Here is a 16,755-nt window from a genome sequence, read left to right on the forward strand (position 1 = left end):
ACAATCGGTGGCCCGGGGACATCGGGACGATCGGCGTCCGTGGATATTCGGTGGTGCGCGGCGGCCCGGAACCCCGAACCTCTAGCCATGAACGATCAACCCATCGACCCCGAACCGAAGTTCCGCATCCGCGCCCGGTACACGGAATCCACGGTGACCGTGTACCAGGCCTACCGCCCGCAGATAGGCCACCCGGCGGCCCGCACCGGACGCTTCCCGGCCGCCTGGAAGCGGGATCGGATGACCTGGATCAAGCCGTCCTTCCTGTGGATGATGTACCGCTGCGGCTGGGGCACGAAAGAAGGGCAGGAGACCGTGCTCGCCGTGGAGATCGACCGCGCGGGATTCGAGTGGGCCCTGCGGCACGCCTGTCTGTCGCACTACGTGCCCGCGCTGCACGAGGACCAGGCGTCCTGGAAGCGGCAGTTGCGCCGGTCCCCGGCGCGTGTGCAGTGGGACCCTGAGCGGGATCTGCACCACAACCCCTTGCCCTACCGGTCGTTGCAGCTCGGCCTCGCCGGGGAGGCCGCGGCGCGGTACGCCGACGAGTGGATCGTGGGCATCGAGGACGTGACCCCGCTGGCCTGCGAGGTCCACGGCCTGGTGCGGGCCGGACAACTGGCGCAAGCGGCAGGGCTGTTGCCCGAGGAGCGGCCGTATCCGGTGGCGGACGAGGTGCTCGCACATCTGCGGGCGTAGGCCGGTGGCGGCGGGACACCGCCCGGGTCAGGCGGCCTCGATGACCTCACAGCGGATCGCCTCGGCCCACTCGACCACCAGCAGCTCGTACTCCACGCGCTCCTGGGCCGACAGGGTGCCGCCCGCACGCAGCCACAGCGCCCGGATCTGCTCGTTCACCTCGGCAGCAGACCGCACGGAACCAGAGGGCGGGACATCGGGGGACATGGGCACAGCCTAGGGCCGAGCACTGACACTGCGCTACCGTTCGGCTACACAGAAGGGGTGCAGTTGGTCACCGTCGCCGGCCGTCAGGCCCTCAGTCGATCCGGACCACCACGCACATGCCCTGCCGGGCCGCCTCGCGGAAGAAGGCGCGGGCGGCGGCGAAGTGCCCGGTCAGGTAGGCCCGTACGGCACCGCTGAAGCCGGGGCATCCGCAGGCCGCAGCGGCCGCGGGCAGCCGGGCGAGGACGCCGTCCAGGCCGAGTTGGTTCAGGGCGCGGGAGATGTCCGAAACGGCGGCTGCGGACGGCAGCCGGGGCGGGCTGTCGAAACCGTCGTGTTCGTCGGGGTGGTCGAGGAAGCCCACGTCCTCGTCGGCGTCGCCGCCGGTCACCCGGTCGAGCGGGCGGGCCGCGGCGGGGTCGGCGCCCAGGCCACGGCGGAACCGCGGCAGTCCCCACAGCGCCCAGTCCGTGTCCAGGGTGCCGCTCTCCGGCGGGGCCCGGCCCGGCGCGGCGTCGGGGGAGGCGAGCGCCGTCGTCCGGCACCGCAGGGGATACTCGGGGTGACACGGGCGAACTGCTGGGTGAGGGCCATGGGGCGTGTCTCCGGCCGGTCCGTGCCGCGCTCGCCGCCGACCGCGCCGCGTGCGGGGTCAGGGTGCCTGCCTGGACAAGCGTGACGGTCAAGAGGTGATCACACGACGGGAGGAGCGTGGTCGGCCGGAGCCATTGCGCCGAATCGGCGGTCGAACGGTTCAGCCGCTCCCTGGTGTTGACCGGTCCCCACGCCTCCGCTTACGTTGCAGCGCAGGAGAAAGCGCTTGCTGGACATGCTCGCCGCATCGCCGGCCCGCGCGCCCGCCGTACCGGAGGAGTGCTGAACCCGCCCATGCCGCCCTCTCCCCTCCCGCCCACGCCCGACCGCCCACGTTCGACACCCCGGTTCACCGGCCGCCGCATCCGTGCCGCCGTCATCGGCACCGGCGCCATCGGGCGCGGCTCCCATCTGCCGGCACTGGCCCAGCTCGCACGGGAGGGCGAGGTGGAGGTCGTGGCCGCCGTCGACATCGACCAAAAGGCCGTCGAGGCCTTCTGCGCCGAGAGCGGCATCCCGCACGCCTGCACCGACCTCGACCGGATGCTGGCCGAGCAGCGGCCCGACCTGGTCAGCATCTGCACCCCGCCCACCCTGCACCGCGCGCAGACGGTGGCCGCGCTGCGCGCCGGGGCCTGGGTGTGGTGCGAGAAGCCGCCGGTGCCCTCGCTCGCCGACTTCGACGCGATCGAGGCGGAGGAGGGCGCGGACGGCGGGCCGTACGCGGCGATCGTCTTCCAGCACCGGTTCGGCTCCGGATCCCGGCACGTGCGCCGGCTGCTCGCCGAAGGCGCCCTCGGGCGGCCCCTGGTGGCGCACTGCCAGACCACCTGGTACCGGGACACCGCTTACTACGCCGTGCCCTGGCGGGGCCGCTGGCACACCGAGGGCGGCGGCCCGGCCATGGGGCACGGCATCCACCAGATGGACCTGCTGCTGGATCTGCTCGGTCCGTGGAGCGAGGTGCGGGCCATGGCCGGGCGGCTGGTGCACGACGTCGAGACCGAGGACGTCTCCACCGCCCTGGTCCGCTTCGCGAGCGGCGCTCTCGCGACCGTCGTCAACAGCGTGCTGAGCCCCGACGAGGTCAGCCGCATCCGCATCGACTGCGAGCGCGCGACCGTCGAGCTGACCCACCTCTACGGGCACGCCAACGACGACTGGCGCATCACCCCGGCCCCGGACGTACCCGCCGAACAGGCCGAGCGGTGGCGGGACTTCGGTCCGGACGTGCCCAGCTCCCACCTGGCCCAGCTGCGCGACCTGGTCGCCGCCATGCGCGCGGGTGAGCGGCCGCGCAGCAGCGGCGCGGACGGGCGGACGAGCCTGGAGCTGATCACGGCCCTGTACAAGTCCGCGTTCACGGACACCACCGTCCGCGCGGGCGAGATCGGCCCCGGCGACCCCTACTACACCGCCCTGCACGGCGGCGCCCCCGGCTGGGCGCCGGTGACCGCCGAGGAGGTTTCGGCGTGACCGGCGCACTGCGGCTGGTCCACGCGCACGGCGACCGGATCACCGTCCGCGAACCGGCCACCGGCGTCGACCTGTTCGCCTACGTCTACCGCGCCGAAGCCGCCTGGGAGGCGCCCCGGCCCTACCTCCACCCGGTCCGCACTCTCACCGGCGCCGTCGTCACCGACCACCGCCCGAACGACCACCGCTGGCACAAGGGCCTGTCCCTGACCGCCTCGCACCTGTCCGGGGCGAACCTGTGGGGCGGCAACACCTATGTGCCCGGGCAGGGCTACCTCGAACTGCCCGAACGGGTCGGTTCGATGCGGCACGCCGGCTTCGACGAGGTCTCGGCGGCCGACGGCGGGGCGGTGATCGCCGAGCGGCTGACCTGGCATCCGTACGACGGCGAGCTGTGGGCGGAGGAGGAGCGGCGGATCGAGGTCCACGACGTCGACCCGGACTCCGGCTCCTGGGCGCTCACCTGGACCAGCGCGATCACCAACCGGCGCGCCGAGCCGCTCCGCTTCGGCAGCCCCACCACCGCCGGGCGCGAACTGGCGGGCTACACGGGCCTTTTCTGGCGGGGTCCGCGCGCCTTCCGGGAGGGGCGGATCATCGGCCCGGAGGGGGAGGGCCCGGCGCTGATGGGCACCCAGGCGCCCTGGCTGGCGTACTCCGGTGAACACGACGGCATCGACGGCCACGCCACCCTCGTCTTCGCGCACGCCCCGGAGAACGACCACTCCGGCGCGGGCGGAACCCACCCCGCCCACTGGTTCGTCCGCAACGACCCCTTCGCCGCCGTCGCCCCCTCCTGGTCCTTCTTCGAGGAGCTGGAGCTCGTCCCCGGCGACACGCTCCGCCGCCGCTACCGGGTCGTGGTGGCGGACGGGGCCTGGCGGCGGGCGGACGTCGTCACGTACCTGGAGACGCATCCGTGGTGAGCGCCGGGGAGCACACGTTCGCCGGTCTGCCGGGCGGGATCGCCGTGTCCCGGCTGTGCGTGTACGACTGGCCCGCCGCCGACGGGGCGCGTGGCGGAACTCCCCATGTGCATCTGGCCTGTTCGGAGGCGTACGTCGTCACCGGCGGCCGGGGCGCGGTCCAGACGCTGACCGCGTCCGGCTACCAGGTCACCCCGCTCGCGCCCGGCACGGTCGCCTGGTTCACGCCGGGCACCATCCACCGGCTGGTCAACGACGGCGATCTGCGCATCACCGTCCTCATGCAGAACAGCGGGCTGCCGGAGGCCGGGGACGCGGTGCTCACGCTCCCGCCGGAGCACCTGGCCGACCCGGAGGCGTACGCCGCCGCGACCACGATCCCGGTGGACGCACCGGAGGAGGAGCGGGAGCGGGCCGCTCGCGCTCGGCGTGACCTGGCTCTGGAGGGTTACCGGGCCCTGCGGGCCGCACGGGAGCCGGAAGCGCTGGCCGCCTTCCATCGGGCCGCCCTCGCGCTCGTACGGCCCCGGGTCGCCGAGTGGAGAGAGCGGTGGCGGCAGGGTGCGCTGGCGGCGGCCGAGGCGACGGGCCGGCATCTGGACCGGCTGGCGGAGGGGGACTCGGCGCACCTCGCCGAGGCGGTTGTACAGTCCGAATTCCCCTTTGAGCAGGGGCGGTTCGGGATGTGCGGGCGGCTTGACGTTTACGATACGCCGCTGTAGGTGCCGCGTTGGGCCGTCGAGCGGCTGCGGATCCGTCGTGGCTGGTCGCGCCCACGCGGCGGAGCCGCACATCGATACAGCCCCGCGCCCCTTCCGGGGGGCTTACGCCGCTGTCGGTCCGGTCAGCGTCCACCCCGGCGCCTGCGGATGTGCCGTGAGGTCCTCGTGGCGGACCTCCTCCCCGCACGCGCGGCAGGTGACGACCGGGACCAGTTCGTTGCCGCAGACGTGCTCGACGGCCATGGGCAGGTCGGCGCCCTTGCGGATGTGGCGGTCGCCCCACTCCTTGAGGGTCATGAGGACCGGCTCCAGTTCGAGGCCGGCCTGCGTGGGCCGGTACTCGAAGCGCTGCGGGCGCTCGCTGTAGACGCGTTTGGTGAGGATCCCGGCGTCCACGAGCCGGCGCAGCCGGGTGGCCAGGATGTCGCGCGGGGCGCCGATGTTGCGCACGAGCTGGTCGAAGCGGCCGTTGCCCAGGCACACCTCGCGCAGGACGAGCAAGGAGTACTTCTCGCCGACCAGCGCTAGGGCGTCGGCGATGGAGCAGGGGCGCGGGTCGTGCGCGGTCTTTCGTGCGGCCATGAGAGTCAGTCTAGAGGAGGGTTTGATTTTCCAACCCGTCAAGCTATGGTGAGTTTGAATTACCTACTCACTGGTAGCTGCCGCAGCCCGCCGCCCGGCTCGCTGCGGACAGCCAGGCGGCCAAGGAGGCCCGCGCCATGCGCGACGCAGTGATCGTCGAAGCCGTACGCACCCCCATCGGCAAGGGCAAGCCGAACGGCTCCCTCGCCCACGTCCACCCCGTGCAGCTGCTCGCCCACACCCTGCGCACCCTGGTCGAACGCTCCGGCGTGGACCCGGCGCTGATCGACGACGTCATCGGCGGCACCGTCGATCAGGTCGGCGAGCAGGCCATGAACACCACCCGGTACGCGGTCCTCGCCGCCGGCTTCCCGGAGACGGTGCCGGCCACCACGGTGGACCGTCAGTGCGGCTCCTCCCAGCAGGCCGTGCACTTCGCCGCGCAGGGCGTGCTGTCCGGGGCGTACGACCTCGTCGTCGCCTGCGGTGTGGAGTCGATGAGCCGGGTGCCGATGTGGTCCAACGTGCCCGCGGACAAGGACCCGTTCGGTCCCGGCGTCGCCGAGCGCTACCCCGAGGGCCTGGTCCCGCAGGGCATCAGCGCGGAGCTGATCGCCGCCAAGTGGTCCCTGACGCGTGCGCGGATGGACGAGTTCGCCGTCTCCTCGCACGACAAGGCCGCCGCGGCCTGGGACAAGGGCCTGTTCGACGCCGAGATCGCGCCGCTGGACGGCGTCTCCCGCGACGAGTGCGTCCGCCCCGGCAGCACCCCGGAGATCCTCGCCGGCCTCAAGCCCGCCTACTACGACCCCGGCTTCGCCGAGCGCTTCCCGCAGATCGAGTGGAACGTGACCGCGGGCAACGCCAGCCCAGTCAACGACGGCGCCTCCGCCGTGCTGATCACCTCCGGCGACACCGCGGCCCGCCTCGGCCTGCGCCCGCTGGCCCGCCTGCACAGCTTCGCCGTCACCGGTTCCGACCCGCTGCTGATGCTCACCGGGGTCGTCCCCGCGACCGAGAAGGTGCTGCACCGGGCGGGACTGAAGCCGGCCGACATCGACCTCTTCGAGGTCAACGAGGCCTTCTCCAGCGTCGTACTGGCCTGGCAGCAGGAGACCGGCGCCGATCTGGCCAAGGTCAACGTGCACGGCGGCGCGATCGCCCTCGGCCACCCGCTCGGCGCCAGCGGCACCCGGCTGACCACCACCCTGGTCCACGCCATGCGCGAGCGCGGCGCCCGATACGCCCTGCAGACCATGTGCGAGGCGGGCGGACTGGCCAACGCGATGATCCTCGAGGGCCTCCGGCCGGAATGAGCCTCAGCGGCCGCGCAGATGGTGCCGCTTGCGCCAGGCCACCACCGCGCCCAGCAGCGCCGGTACGGCGATCCCGGCCATCGCGATCAGGAAGGCGGGAGACGTCGGCGCGGAGGCGCGGGCGCCGGCGACCGCGTAGGCGGCGGTGTTCGGGATCGAACCGACGGCAGTGGCCAGCAGAAACGGCCACCAGCCCATGCGGGAGACGGCCGCGCAGTAGTTCGCCGCCCAGAACGGCACACCCGGGAAGAGCCGGGCCGCCAGCATGGACCGGAACCCGTGCCGGCTCAGCTGACCGTCGGCCGCCTTCAGCCAGCGGCCCCGCAGCAGCGGGCGCAGCGCGTCCTGCCCGAGCACCCGGCCGAGCCCGAACGCCACGCCCGCGCCGAGCACGGTGCCCGCCAGCGAGGTCGCCAGCCCCAGCTGTGAGCCGAACAGCGCGCCCGCCGCCAGGTTGAGCAGGGGGCGCGGCACGAACGCCACGGTGCACAGCCCGTACGCCACGCCGAACACCGCGGCCGCCGCGGCCCCGCCCAGCTGCGGCGGCCACCCGTGGGTCAGCAGCCGCTGCGGCTGGAAGACCAGCACGCTCGCGGCGGCACCGGCGAGCAGCACGAGGAGCAGCGACAGCCGGGCATAGGGATGCGCCAGCGCCCGCGCACACCGCCCGGCGAACCCGGCGCGGGGCAGGCGGGAGGCGGGTACGGCGAGCTCCGTGGCGGCGGCCGGGGGAGCGGCCGTGGCGGTGCCAGAGCGGGTGGCATCGAGCATCCGGTGACATTAACCGACGAACGCGTGTGATCGCCGTCAGGTCTGCCGCACCCAGCGGGTCCGGGCACCCGTGGCGCCCGGACCCGTGGTCCCTTGTCTCACGTGTCTCACGCGGCGAGAGCGTGACCGGGGTGCAGTACCACCTTGGTGTAGCCCTCGATCCGCTTGTCGAACTTCTCGTACGCCTGCGGCGCCTGGTCCAGCGGCAGCTCGTGGGAGACCACGAAGCTGGGCTTGGCGCGCCCGGCGATGATCAGGTCGCGCAGCTGGCGGTTGTACCGCTTGACATTGCACTGACCGGTGCCCATCTGCTGGCCCTTCTCGAACATCTTGCCGATCGAGACCAGCAGCTGGCCGTGTTTGGCGTGGTCGTCGGGACCGCCCGGGTCCGAGGGCACGTACAGACCGGGCACGCCGAGCATGCCCGTCGGCCGTACCGTCTGGACCAGCTCGTTGAGGACGATGGCGGGCTCCTCGTGGCTGGCGTCGTGCGCCTGGGCCTGGTAGCCGACGGCGTCGACACCCTTGTCGGTGCCCTCGCCTCCCGTCTGTTCCTTGATCTGCTCCGCCGGGTCGCCCTTGGTGAAGTCGATCGGGATGGCCCCGATCTCCTCCGCCTTGGCCAGCCGCTCGGGCACCCGGTCGACGGAGAACACCTTCGCCGCGCCGCGCAGCAGCGCCGAGTAGGCGGCCATCAGTCCCACCGGCCCGGCGCCGTAGACGGCCACGCTCTCGCCGGGGGAGACCTGGGCGAGCTCGCAACCGTGGTAGCCCGTCGGGAAGATGTCGGCGAGCAGGACGAAGTCCGTCTCGAACTCGTCGCCCGGGGGCAGCTTCAGACAGTTGAAGTCGGCGTACGGCACCCGCAGCAGCTCGGCCTGGCCGCCGATGAACGGGCCCATCGCCACATAGCCGTAGGCCCCGCCCGCGAATCCGGGATTGACCGTCAGGCAGAAGCCGGTCTTGCCGGCGAGACAGTTCTTGCAGAATCCGCAGGCGACGTTGAACGGCATCACGACACGGTCACCCTGGGACAGGGAGGTCACCCCGCTGCCCACCTCCTCGATGATGCCGAGGTTCTCGTGCCCGAAGACGATGCCCGACTCGGCCGCCGTGCGGCCCTCGTACATGTGCAGGTCCGAACCGCATATCGCGGTCGACGTGACGCGTACGAGCACATCGTTGGGATGCTGGATCCGGGGATCCTGGACGTCCTTCACCACCACGCTGAAGGGCTCTTCGTAGACGACGGCTTTCACCTCTGTCACCTCCGCCGCTTCACCGCCACTACTTCCAGGGAACGCCGGTGGGGAGGGGGGTGCAACCCCCGTCGGAGGGGTGCTGCGCCGCGGTTCGAGGCGCGTGATGCTGCAGCGTGATCGTACGCGTGTTCGATAGTATCGTTCCTTCATGACCGTCGTGGGCGCGGCCCCGCCGCACGTGCCGCCCAGTGCTCTCGCCGACACCGTGCTGGAGCGGCTGACGGTGGTGTTCGCGGCCGCCGCCGATCCGGGGCGGGCCGGCCCGATGCGGGCGTACATGAAGGACGTGGCCCCCTTCCTCGGCATCCCCACCCCGGACCGCCGCATCCTGTCCCGCACCGTCCTCGCGGGCACCCCGCGCCCCGACGAGGCCGACTGCACCGCGATCGCGCTGCGCTGCTGGGCGCTGCCGGAGCGTGAGTACCACTACTTCGCGGTGGACTACCTGCGCCGGCACGCCGCGCGGTGCTCGTCCGGCTTCCTGCCGGTGACCCGGCACCTCGTCACGACCGTCCCGTGGTGGGACACCGTCGATCTGCTCGCCGCCCACGTGGTCGGGCGCCTGGTCGCCGCCGACCCCCGGCTCACCGCCGACATGGACGCCTGGATCACCGACGGCGACCGGTGGCCGGTGCGCACGGCCCTGCTCCACCAGCTGACCCGCAAGGAAGACACCGACGCCGAGCGGCTGTTCGGCTACTGCCTGGTCCAGTCCGGGCATCCCGACTTCTTCGTCCGCAAGGCGATCGGCTGGGCCCTGCGCGAGTACGCCAAGACCGACCCCGGGGCCGTACGGGCCTTCCTGGCGCGGGAGCGGGGCAGGTTCGCGCCACTGACCGTCCGGGAGGCGCTGAAGAACATCGGCGCGTGAGCATCACCGGCGGGTGGGCCCCAACTCACCGGCAGCCGAAAATCGTTCGACGCCGGACGCCTGCTCGGCGAGGATCGACCGCATGTTCCGGTACGCCTTCCTCCTCGCAGCATCCGCCGTCGCGGATGCGCCGAAGGCTGCCGTCCTGATCCTCGTGGCCGCTGTCGACGGCGCCCGAAGCTGACCCTCTCCGGAACGTCCGGCGGACCCCGCAGGGGGAGGGTCGGCGAGTCCCCGGGGTCCCGCGTTTCTCCTTACGGCTGAGAGGCTTCGAGGTACAGCCATGTCCAAAACGGCCTACGTGCGCACCAAGCCGCACCTGAACATCGGCACCATGGGTCATGTCGACCACGGCAAGACCACCCTGACCGCCGCCATCACCAAGGTCCTCGCCGAGCGCGGCTCCGGCACCTTCGTGCCGTTCGACCGCATCGACCGGGCCCCGGAGGAGGCCGCCCGCGGCATCACCATCAACATCGCGCACGTCGAGTACGAGACCGACACCCGGCACTACGCCCACGTGGACATGCCGGGGCACGCCGACTACGTCAAGAACATGGTCACCGGCGCCGCGCAGCTCGACGGGGCGATCCTCGTCGTGTCCGCGCTCGACGGGATCATGCCGCAGACCGCCGAACACGTGCTGCTCGCCCGGCAGGTGGGCGTCGACCACATCGTCGTCGCCCTCAACAAGGCCGACGGCACGGACGACGAGGAGCTCATCGACCTCGTCGAGCTGGAGGTCCGCGACCTGCTGACCGCCCAGGGCTACCCGGGCGACTCCGTGCCCGTCGTACGGGTCTCCGGGCTGCGGGCGCTGGAGGGCGACCCGCGCTGGACGGCGGCCGTCGAGGCGCTGCTCGACGCGGTGGACACGTACGTGCCGATGCCGGAGCGGTATCTGGACGCGCCGTTCCTGCTGCCGGTGGAGAACGTGCTCACCATCACCGGCCGGGGCACGGTCGTCACGGGTGCCGTGGAGCGGGGCACGCTCCGCCTGGGGGACCGGGTCTCGGTCCTCGGCGCCGGGGTGGACAGCGTGGTCACCGGGCTCGAGACCTTCGGCAAGCCGATGGAGGAGGCGGAGGCCGGGGACAACGTGGCGGTGCTGCTGCGGGGTGTGCCGCGTGACGCCGTGCGACGCGGGCATGTGGTGGCGGCGCCGGGGAGCGTGGTGCCGGCGCGGCGGTTCTCGGCGCGGGTGTACCTGCTGGCGGGGCGCGAGGGGGGTCGTACGACGCCGGTCGCGACCGGATACCGCCCGCAGTTCTACATCCGCACGGCGGACGTGGTCGGTGACGTCGACCTCGGCGCCGTGGGCATGGCCCGGCCCGGAGAGACCGTGGAGATGACGGTCGAGCTGGGACGGGAGATGCCGCTGGAGCCGGGGCTCGGGTTCGCCATCCGTGAGGGCGGTCGGACGGTGGGAGCGGGGACCGTGACGACGGTCGGGTAGCGCGGTCGCCCCCACAATGGAGGGGTGAACGAACCCATACCCGTGACCCGCGCCACCGATCACGGCACCGCCAAGCTCATGCCCGATGTCGATCGCGCGCGGGCCTGGCTGCTGACCGTCGACGGGGCGCCGCAGTCGTACGTCGATCTCGACGATCCGGCGTATCTGGAGTTCGAGTACGCGCGGCGGCTCGGGTATGTGCTCGACGCCGTGGCGGAGGCCGGGCGGCCGCTGCACGTGCTGCACCTGGGCGGCGGGGCGCTGACGCTGCCGCGCTATGTGGCGGCCACCCGGCCGGGCTCGCGGCAGGACGTCGTCGAGGCCGACCGGGGGCTGCTGGAGCTGGTCGCCGAGTACCTGCCGCTGCCGGCCGGCTCGGGTGTCGCGGTGCACGCCGCCGACGCCCGGGCCTGGCTGGAGGCGGCCCCGGACGATCACGCCGATGTGCTGATCGCCGACGTCTTCGGCGGGTCCCGGGTGCCGGCGCACCTGACCACGCTCGCCTACGCCCGCGAGGCCGAGCGGGTGCTGCGGCCGGGCGGGGTCTACCTGGCCAATCTCGCGGACGCCGCGCCGTTCGGGTTCCTGCGGTCCCAACTGGCCACGCTCGCGGCCGTTTTCGAGGAGCTGGTGCTGATCGCCGAGCCCGCGGTGCTGCGCGGCCGCCGGTTCGGAAACGCGGTGCTCGCCGCCGCACACCGGCCCCTCGACACCGCCGCACTGGCCCGCCGTACCGCTGCGGACGCCTTCCCGGCGCGGGTCGAACACGGGGCGGCGGTACGGGAGTTCACCGGTTCCGCCCGGCCCGTGGAGGACGCCGACGCCGTACCGTCACCCGAGCCCCCGGGCGGGGCGTTCGGCATCGGCTGACCCGACAAGCAGGCGACGACACCCTCTGGGGTCACCGGGTCCACCGCGGCCACCTGCGCCAGGGCTGAGGCTCCACGGTGTTCCGGGCCCGCCGCGCGACGGCGGGCCGGAACACCCCGCGGGCTCACTGGTTCGTCGGGTCCCCGTGCAGCCGGACGGTGCTGAGCACCTTCAGTACGGTCGCCTTGGACACCTCGCCGGTCACGCCTTTGGCGCCGTAGAAGTTGAACGACACGTAGTCGTGCACCGAGTTCTGGAAGCCGAACGTCAGCGCCTTGCCGTCGGTCACACACTTGCCCTTGCGCGGTGTGTGGGTCGACTGGGCCCAGGCGTAGCTGCCCTCGACGCCCGAGGCGGACTTGAAGGACGTGGCCTTCTTGTCCCAGGAGATGCTCTTCTTGTCCGGCATGGTGTAGCCGCCGTAGACCCACCAGGGCGGCGTGTTGAGGGCGATCTCGTCCGTGTTCTTGGCGCCGCTCGCCCCCTTGGTGCCCACGACCGCCAGCGGGGTGTCCTCGGTGCGGCCGTCCTTGTCGTCGTCCGAGGTGCACCACTTCGGCTGGTACTCGGCGAGACCCGACATGGTGATGCCCGAGTCCTTCTCGCTCTTCGGGAAGTCGAAGCCGACCGCGAGGCCGGTGGACTCGACCTCCCACTGCGGCGGCACGTCGAAGGCGACGCCCCACTTGGGGTTCACCACGACCTTCCAGCCGGGGATGGCCGGCTTCTCCGTCCCGGTTCCGCGCGGGTCGTCCGTCGCCGACGAACTGGCCGTGGGCTGGGGGGCCGGCGACTGGCTCGCCCGGCCGCCCTTGCCGCCGTCGGCCCGGTCGTCCTTGCCGTCCTTCTTGCCGAGGACGAGATAGCCGGTCACGGCGGCCGCGATCACGACCGCGGTGGCCGCGACGATCGCGATCAGCTTCGTGCGGCCGCCCCCCTGCGGAGGCTGCGGAGCGGGCGCGGCGGGCGGCTGCGGCTGCCCCCACTGCGGCTGCTGACCGTACGGCCCGGCCTGCGGATACTGCTGGTATCCGGGCTGCTGGTACGGGTTCGGCTGCTGGTAACCCGGCTGCTGGTACGGATTCTGCTGCGGGTTGTTCTGCCCGGCGTTCCCCGGGTTCGGCGCGCCCCCTGGCGGCTGCTGATCTGGCCACATGGCCAGTAACCCTAGTGCCGCCAGGGACACGATTCGGTCACCGGCCCTCGCCAGGGTCGTAGCGAAGCGGGGCGGGGGAGGGTCCGTGCTGGTCAGTTTCGGCTACTCGTGAGTAACATGGTGCCATGAGCGCAGACCAGATGTCGATCGGCGAGATGCTCGCCGCCACCGTGCCCATGGCCCGGACACTGAACCTGGAGTTCCTCGAGACCTCTGGGGACAAGGCCGTCGTGTCCCTGCCGGACCAGGGCGCGTATCACAACCATGTGGGCGGGCCGCACGCCGGTGCGATGTTCACGCTCGGCGAGTCCGCGAGCGGCGCCATCGTGCTGGCCGCGTTCGGGGACCAGCTCTCCCGCGCGGTGCCGCTCGCCGTCCGTGCCGACATCGCCTACAAGAAGCTCGCGATGGGCGCCGTCACCGCGACCGCCACGCTGGGCCGTCCGGCCGCCGAGGTCGTGGCCGAGCTGGACGCCGGGCAGCGCCCCGAGTTCCCCGTGGCGATCGAGATCCGCCGTGCGGACGGCGCCGTGACGGGTGAGATGACCGTCGTCTGGACGTTGCGTCCCAACAGCTAGGGAATGACGGGCGGTTGAAGGGGGCCCCTCGGAAAGGGGCCCCTTCGTTCCGCCCGGTGTGTCGCTCTACGCGGCCCGGCGGCCGTTCCGGCCGCCCGTCGCGCTCTCCTCCAGTTCCGTCACGAACTCCCTGAGCCAGCGCGCGAATCCGGGGCCGAGGTCGGGGCGGGTGCAGGCGAGCCGGACCACCGTGCGCAGGTAGTCGGCCTTGTCGCCGGTGTCGTAGCGCAGGCCGTCGAAGACGACCCCGTGGACGGTGCCGTCCGCCGCGAGGGCCTGCAGGGCGTCGGTCAGCTGGATCTCGCCGCCGCGGCCCGGCGGGGTGCGCTCCAGGACGTGGAACACGGCCGGGTCGAGGACATAGCGGCCGATGACCGCGTACCGGCTCGGCGCGGTCCCCTGCGCCGGCTTCTCCACCAGCCCGGTGACGCGTACGACCCCGTCCTCACCGGCCGGTTCCACCGCCGCGCAGCCGTAGCGGTGGATCTGCGCCGGGTCGACCTCCATCAGCGCCACCACGCTGCCCGCGTACCGCTCGCGGACCTCGAGCATCCGGCTCAGCAGGGTCTCGCGCGGGTCGATCAGATCGTCGCCGAGGAGCACCGCGAACGGCTGGTCGCCGACGTGGTGACGGGCGCACAGCACGGCGTGGCCGAGACCGAGCGGGTCGCCCTGGCGGATGTGGTGGATGTCGGCGAGCCGCGCCGGATCGCGCACCGCGTCCAGCCGCACGGTGTCGCCCTTGGCCGCCAGCGCCTGCTCCAGTTCGAAGGCGTGGTCGAAGTGGTCCTCGATGGCCCGCTTGTGGCGGCCGGTGACCATCAGGATGTCGTCCAGACCGGCCGCGGCCGCCTCCTCGACCACGTACTGGATGGCCGGCTTGTCGACGACCGGCAGCATCTCCTTCGGCGTGGCCTTGGTCGCGGGCAGGAAGCGGGTACCGAGTCCGGCGGCCGGTACGACCGCCTTGCGGACCGTACGGGAGGGAGCGGGGGCGGTTGTGGAGCGGGAGGCGATCATGCGGCCCATGCTCGGGCACCCGGATGAGAGCGGGCCCGGAGAAACATGGGAACCGGCTGTGGAAGTGATACCGGCGGTAACTCCTGAGCAATTCGCTGAGTTTGAAGCCGGGTCATTCGAACTTCTTGTTTCCTGTGAGCAGCGTGTGCGAAGGTGAGCCTTCCCGCGGGAGGGCAAAGGCAGGCGTCGAACGCCAGGGCCGGCCCTTTAGGTACGTACCAGATCCAGGTATGCATCACATGGCACTGCTTTCCGTCAGGACGGCATTTCGTGTGCGTCCTGCGGCTGGAAGGAAATGGTTCCGTGCAGTCCCCTCACCCCCCACGCCCGCCGTATCCGCCGCTGCCCGGTTCGCCCGGGGAGTCCGACCGCGATCTCGCCGCCCGGCTCGGCGGTCCGCACGCCGCCCACCACCACGCCGTCGCCCTGCTGCTGGCCCGCCACTGGCGGGCCGCCCGCGACTACGCCGTTGTCTGCCTGGCCTCCGCCGGTCCCGCGCCCCAACTCGTGGCCACCGCCGCCTTCCACGAGGTCCTCGGCCGGGCGGCGGGCGGAGCGGCCGGCGGCGCCCTGCGCCCGCACCTGCTCGTCGCCGTCCGCGACATCGTCCGCGCCTGGGCGGCGGACGAGGTGGCCTGCGCGACCCTGCCGGAATTGCGCAAACCCACCGGAGGTCGCGGACTGCGTGCGACAAAGCCCGGAACGCCGGAAAGACGACAACTCGCCGAACGCGCCTTCCAGGCCCTTCCCGGCGCCTCGCAATGCCTTCTGTGGCACACCGAGGTAGAAGCCGAACCGATAAACATACCCGCCGGTCTGCTGGGCGTCGACCCGGCCACCGCCGCGGCCGCCCTGGAACAGGCGCGCGAGCAATTCCGGGCGGGCTGCGTACGCGCCCACCGGGAACTCGCGCCGACCAAGGAATGCCGCTTCTACAACCGGCTCCTGGACGTCCCCATGCGCCGTGGCGGCGCCCTGCTGCCGGACGTACGACAGCATCTGACGGCCTGTGCGTACTGCCGGCACGCGGCCGAGACCTTCGGGCTGGTCGACGACGGCCTGGGCCTGCTGCTCGCCGAGACCGTGCTCGGCTGGGGCGCCCGCCGCTATCTCGACTCGCGCCCCGGACGCGGCGCCACCGAGGACCCGCCGTGTGCGCCGGCGTCCGATCCGGGGGAGGCGAAGGCGGGCGGCAGACACCGTACGGGGACCGGCAGCCGCCACCGCACAGCCGTGGCCGTCGGCGTCGGACTGACCTCGCTCGCGTTGCTCGCCACCGTCCTCGTGGCCAGGAGCTGGTCCGATGACAACGGTGTCCCCACGCCCGGCGCCACCTGGGGTGCCCCCGCCGGGCACACCACACACCCGGGCGGCCCCGGCGCACGGGCCGCCGACTCCTCCGCCGCCTCGGCCGGCGGGCCCGCCGAGGTGGCCCACGGCGGCCTGCGCGGCCTCGCCTCCGGGCGCTGCCTGGACGTGCGCGGGGACAGTGTGCGGGCGGGTGCGGGTGTCGTGCTCGCGCCCTGCACCTCCGCCGCCTCGCAGCAGTGGTCGTACCAGGACGACGGGTTGCTGCGCAGCGCCGCCGACCCGTCCCTGTGCCTGGCCGCCGACCCCGGTTCGAAGAGCGTCGTGCTCGCCGGGTGTGTCGTGCACGCCGGAGAGGTGGCGTACGACATCACCGTGCGCGGCGAGATCCTGCCGCGCCGGCACGAGGGCCTCGCGCTCGCCGCGGGCTCCGGCGACACCTCCGCGGGCGTCGTGCTGGCACCGCGCGACGGTGCGCCGGACCAGCGCTGGGCGCTGGAGCCGGCGGCGGACGGGGCGGGTCGGCCGGACGTGGCGCCGGGCGGGCCGGGGGTGCCGGGTGACCCCGGCGCTCCGGGCCGATCCGGTGCCGCCGGGGACGGTGCGGCGGACGCGCCAGGGGGCTCATCGGCGGGGTCCTCGGCAGGCGACGGGCTCTCGACGGGCGATGCCGGGGGCCCCGCGCCTGGGCTCACCTCGGGCGGGGCGCCGCAGGGCGCGGCCGGCGGGCCGGGCGCTCCGGGGAAGTCGGGCCAGGCCGACGAGACCCGGATCGCCCAGGTGGGCGCCGACAACGACCGGCGGCGCACCGGATCCGTGTCACCCGCCCGGGCGGCGCGCGCGGTGCACCGGGTCCTGCCGCCGGTCGCCGGCCCGGTCGCCGCCGTACCGGCGACCGTGGGCACACTGCTCCGCTGACGCGCGGCGCGGGACATCTCGGT

At 72.9% G+C, this 16,755-nt stretch carries 17 protein-coding genes; 10 read left to right on the forward strand and 7 right to left on the reverse strand.

The genetic code is table 11. The features are described from left to right. Positions 1–87: 87 nt before the first annotated feature. Complete coding sequence (locus ABB07_RS32660; RefSeq protein WP_208902085.1) at positions 88–699, forward strand: DUF4291 domain-containing protein; 612 nt, start codon at positions 88–90, stop codon at positions 697–699. Between the two features lie 27 nt (positions 700–726). On the opposite strand, the gene ABB07_RS32665 is transcribed toward ABB07_RS32660, so the two are convergent. Together ABB07_RS32665 and ABB07_RS41100 are read right to left on the reverse strand one after the other, a co-directional pair. Further along, positions 727–906, reverse strand: a complete 180-nt coding sequence (locus ABB07_RS32665; protein ID WP_208902086.1) for a hypothetical protein — start codon at positions 904–906, stop codon at positions 727–729. 91 nt (positions 907–997) lie between these two features. Next, on the reverse strand, positions 998–1,297 hold the full coding sequence (locus ABB07_RS41100; RefSeq protein ID WP_244189585.1) for a hypothetical protein: 300 nt from the start codon (positions 1,295–1,297) through the stop codon (positions 998–1,000). A 497-nt stretch (positions 1,298–1,794) separates the two neighbouring features. On the opposite strand from ABB07_RS41100, the gene ABB07_RS32675 reads away from it, so the two are divergent. Genes ABB07_RS32675 through ABB07_RS32685 form a run of 3 tightly spaced genes read left to right on the forward strand, consistent with a single transcriptional unit; the run spans position 1,795 to position 4,624 of the window. Beyond that, on the forward strand, positions 1,795–2,976 hold the full coding sequence (locus ABB07_RS32675) for a Gfo/Idh/MocA family protein (protein ID WP_208902087.1): 1,182 nt from the start codon (positions 1,795–1,797) through the stop codon (positions 2,974–2,976). After that, complete coding sequence (locus ABB07_RS32680) at positions 2,973–3,902, forward strand: DUF6807 domain-containing protein (protein WP_208902088.1); 930 nt, start codon at positions 2,973–2,975, stop codon at positions 3,900–3,902. The genes ABB07_RS32675 and ABB07_RS32680 overlap by 4 nt, the downstream gene beginning before the upstream one ends. Further along, positions 3,899–4,624 (forward strand): cupin domain-containing protein, encoded by a 726-nt coding sequence (locus ABB07_RS32685; RefSeq protein WP_425264775.1) that lies wholly within the window; start codon positions 3,899–3,901, stop codon positions 4,622–4,624. The genes ABB07_RS32680 and ABB07_RS32685 overlap by 4 nt, the downstream gene beginning before the upstream one ends. 102 nt (positions 4,625–4,726) lie before the next feature. Here the strand turns inward: ABB07_RS32685 and ABB07_RS32690 are convergent, their stop codons facing one another. Further along, positions 4,727–5,206 (reverse strand): winged helix-turn-helix transcriptional regulator, encoded by a 480-nt coding sequence (locus tag ABB07_RS32690; RefSeq protein ID WP_055708876.1) that lies wholly within the window; start codon positions 5,204–5,206, stop codon positions 4,727–4,729. A gap of 137 nt (positions 5,207–5,343) precedes the next feature. Between ABB07_RS32690 and ABB07_RS32695 the strand changes: the two genes are divergently transcribed. Then, positions 5,344–6,522, forward strand: a complete 1,179-nt coding sequence (locus ABB07_RS32695) for a thiolase family protein (RefSeq protein ID WP_208902090.1) — start codon at positions 5,344–5,346, stop codon at positions 6,520–6,522. Between the two features lie 3 nt (positions 6,523–6,525). Here ABB07_RS32695 and ABB07_RS32700 read toward each other — a convergent pair whose 3' ends face one another. Continuing rightward, on the reverse strand, positions 6,526–7,293 hold the full coding sequence (locus ABB07_RS32700) for a TVP38/TMEM64 family protein (RefSeq protein WP_208902091.1): 768 nt from the start codon (positions 7,291–7,293) through the stop codon (positions 6,526–6,528). A 107-nt stretch (positions 7,294–7,400) separates the two neighbouring features. After that, on the reverse strand, positions 7,401–8,552 hold the full coding sequence (locus ABB07_RS32705; protein WP_208903711.1) for a glutathione-independent formaldehyde dehydrogenase: 1,152 nt from the start codon (positions 8,550–8,552) through the stop codon (positions 7,401–7,403). A 151-nt stretch (positions 8,553–8,703) separates the two neighbouring features. Here ABB07_RS32705 and ABB07_RS32710 point away from each other — a divergent pair, with 151 nt between their 5' ends. The 3 genes from ABB07_RS32710 (at position 8,704) to ABB07_RS32720 (ending at position 11,752) form a co-directional block, all read left to right on the forward strand. Continuing rightward, the gene (locus tag ABB07_RS32710) at positions 8,704–9,426 is read left to right on the forward strand and encodes a DNA alkylation repair protein (RefSeq protein ID WP_208902092.1); all 723 of its coding nucleotides are present in this window, start codon (positions 8,704–8,706) and stop codon (positions 9,424–9,426) included. A 283-nt stretch (positions 9,427–9,709) separates the two neighbouring features. Then, on the forward strand, positions 9,710–10,882 hold the full coding sequence (gene tuf, locus ABB07_RS32715; protein ID WP_208902093.1) for an elongation factor Tu: 1,173 nt from the start codon (positions 9,710–9,712) through the stop codon (positions 10,880–10,882). Between the two features lie 24 nt (positions 10,883–10,906). Further along, positions 10,907–11,752 carry a spermidine synthase gene (locus ABB07_RS32720; RefSeq protein WP_208902094.1) on the forward strand — a complete coding sequence of 282 codons (846 nt, stop codon included), beginning with the start codon at positions 10,907–10,909 and terminating at the stop codon, positions 11,750–11,752. A gap of 124 nt (positions 11,753–11,876) precedes the next feature. Here the strand turns inward: ABB07_RS32720 and ABB07_RS32725 are convergent, their stop codons facing one another. Then, positions 11,877–12,908, reverse strand: coding sequence for a DUF8017 domain-containing protein (locus tag ABB07_RS32725; RefSeq protein WP_208902095.1), 1,032 nt, complete (start codon positions 12,906–12,908; stop codon positions 11,877–11,879). Positions 12,909–13,033: 125 nt separating this feature from the next. Between ABB07_RS32725 and ABB07_RS32730 the strand changes: the two genes are divergently transcribed. Then, a complete protein-coding gene (locus tag ABB07_RS32730) occupies positions 13,034–13,486 on the forward strand; it encodes a DUF4442 domain-containing protein (RefSeq protein ID WP_208902096.1) in 453 nt (150 codons plus the stop codon). A 66-nt stretch (positions 13,487–13,552) separates the two neighbouring features. On the opposite strand, the gene galU is transcribed toward ABB07_RS32730, so the two are convergent. After that, positions 13,553–14,515 carry a UTP--glucose-1-phosphate uridylyltransferase GalU gene (galU, locus tag ABB07_RS32735; protein WP_425264776.1) on the reverse strand — a complete coding sequence of 321 codons (963 nt, stop codon included), beginning with the start codon at positions 14,513–14,515 and terminating at the stop codon, positions 13,553–13,555. A gap of 294 nt (positions 14,516–14,809) precedes the next feature. On the opposite strand from galU, the gene ABB07_RS32740 reads away from it, so the two are divergent. Further along, entirely contained in the window at positions 14,810–16,732 is a 1,923-nt protein-coding gene (locus ABB07_RS32740) for an RICIN domain-containing protein (RefSeq protein ID WP_208902098.1), read from the forward strand. Positions 16,733–16,755: the final 23 nt, after the last annotated feature.

Source organism: Streptomyces incarnatus (assembly GCF_001027185.1).
GTDB classification, from domain to species: Bacteria; Actinomycetota; Actinomycetes; order Streptomycetales; family Streptomycetaceae; genus Streptomyces; species Streptomyces puniciscabiei.

What these genes read in the sequence shown, in the direction of transcription:
- ABB07_RS32695 (WP_208902090.1), top strand. Translation starts at nt 5,344, where the DNA reads ATGCGCGACGCAGTGATCGTCGAAGCCGTACGCACCCCCATCGGCAAG.
- galU (WP_425264776.1), bottom strand. Translation starts at nt 14,515, where the DNA reads ATGGGCCGCATGATCGCCTCCCGCTCCACAACCGCCCCCGCTCCCTCC.
- ABB07_RS32700 (WP_208902091.1), bottom strand. Translation starts at nt 7,293, where the DNA reads ATGCTCGATGCCACCCGCTCTGGCACCGCCACGGCCGCTCCCCCGGCC.
- ABB07_RS32660 (WP_208902085.1), top strand. Translation starts at nt 88, where the DNA reads ATGAACGATCAACCCATCGACCCCGAACCGAAGTTCCGCATCCGCGCC.
- ABB07_RS32665 (WP_208902086.1), bottom strand. Translation starts at nt 906, where the DNA reads ATGTCCCCCGATGTCCCGCCCTCTGGTTCCGTGCGGTCTGCTGCCGAG.
- ABB07_RS32710 (WP_208902092.1), top strand. Translation starts at nt 8,704, where the DNA reads ATGACCGTCGTGGGCGCGGCCCCGCCGCACGTGCCGCCCAGTGCTCTC.
- tuf (WP_208902093.1), top strand. Translation starts at nt 9,710, where the DNA reads ATGTCCAAAACGGCCTACGTGCGCACCAAGCCGCACCTGAACATCGGC.
- ABB07_RS32725 (WP_208902095.1), bottom strand. Translation starts at nt 12,908, where the DNA reads ATGTGGCCAGATCAGCAGCCGCCAGGGGGCGCGCCGAACCCGGGGAAC.
- ABB07_RS32730 (WP_208902096.1), top strand. Translation starts at nt 13,034, where the DNA reads ATGAGCGCAGACCAGATGTCGATCGGCGAGATGCTCGCCGCCACCGTG.
- ABB07_RS32690 (WP_055708876.1), bottom strand. Translation starts at nt 5,206, where the DNA reads ATGGCCGCACGAAAGACCGCGCACGACCCGCGCCCCTGCTCCATCGCC.
- ABB07_RS32675 (WP_208902087.1), top strand. Translation starts at nt 1,795, where the DNA reads ATGCCGCCCTCTCCCCTCCCGCCCACGCCCGACCGCCCACGTTCGACA.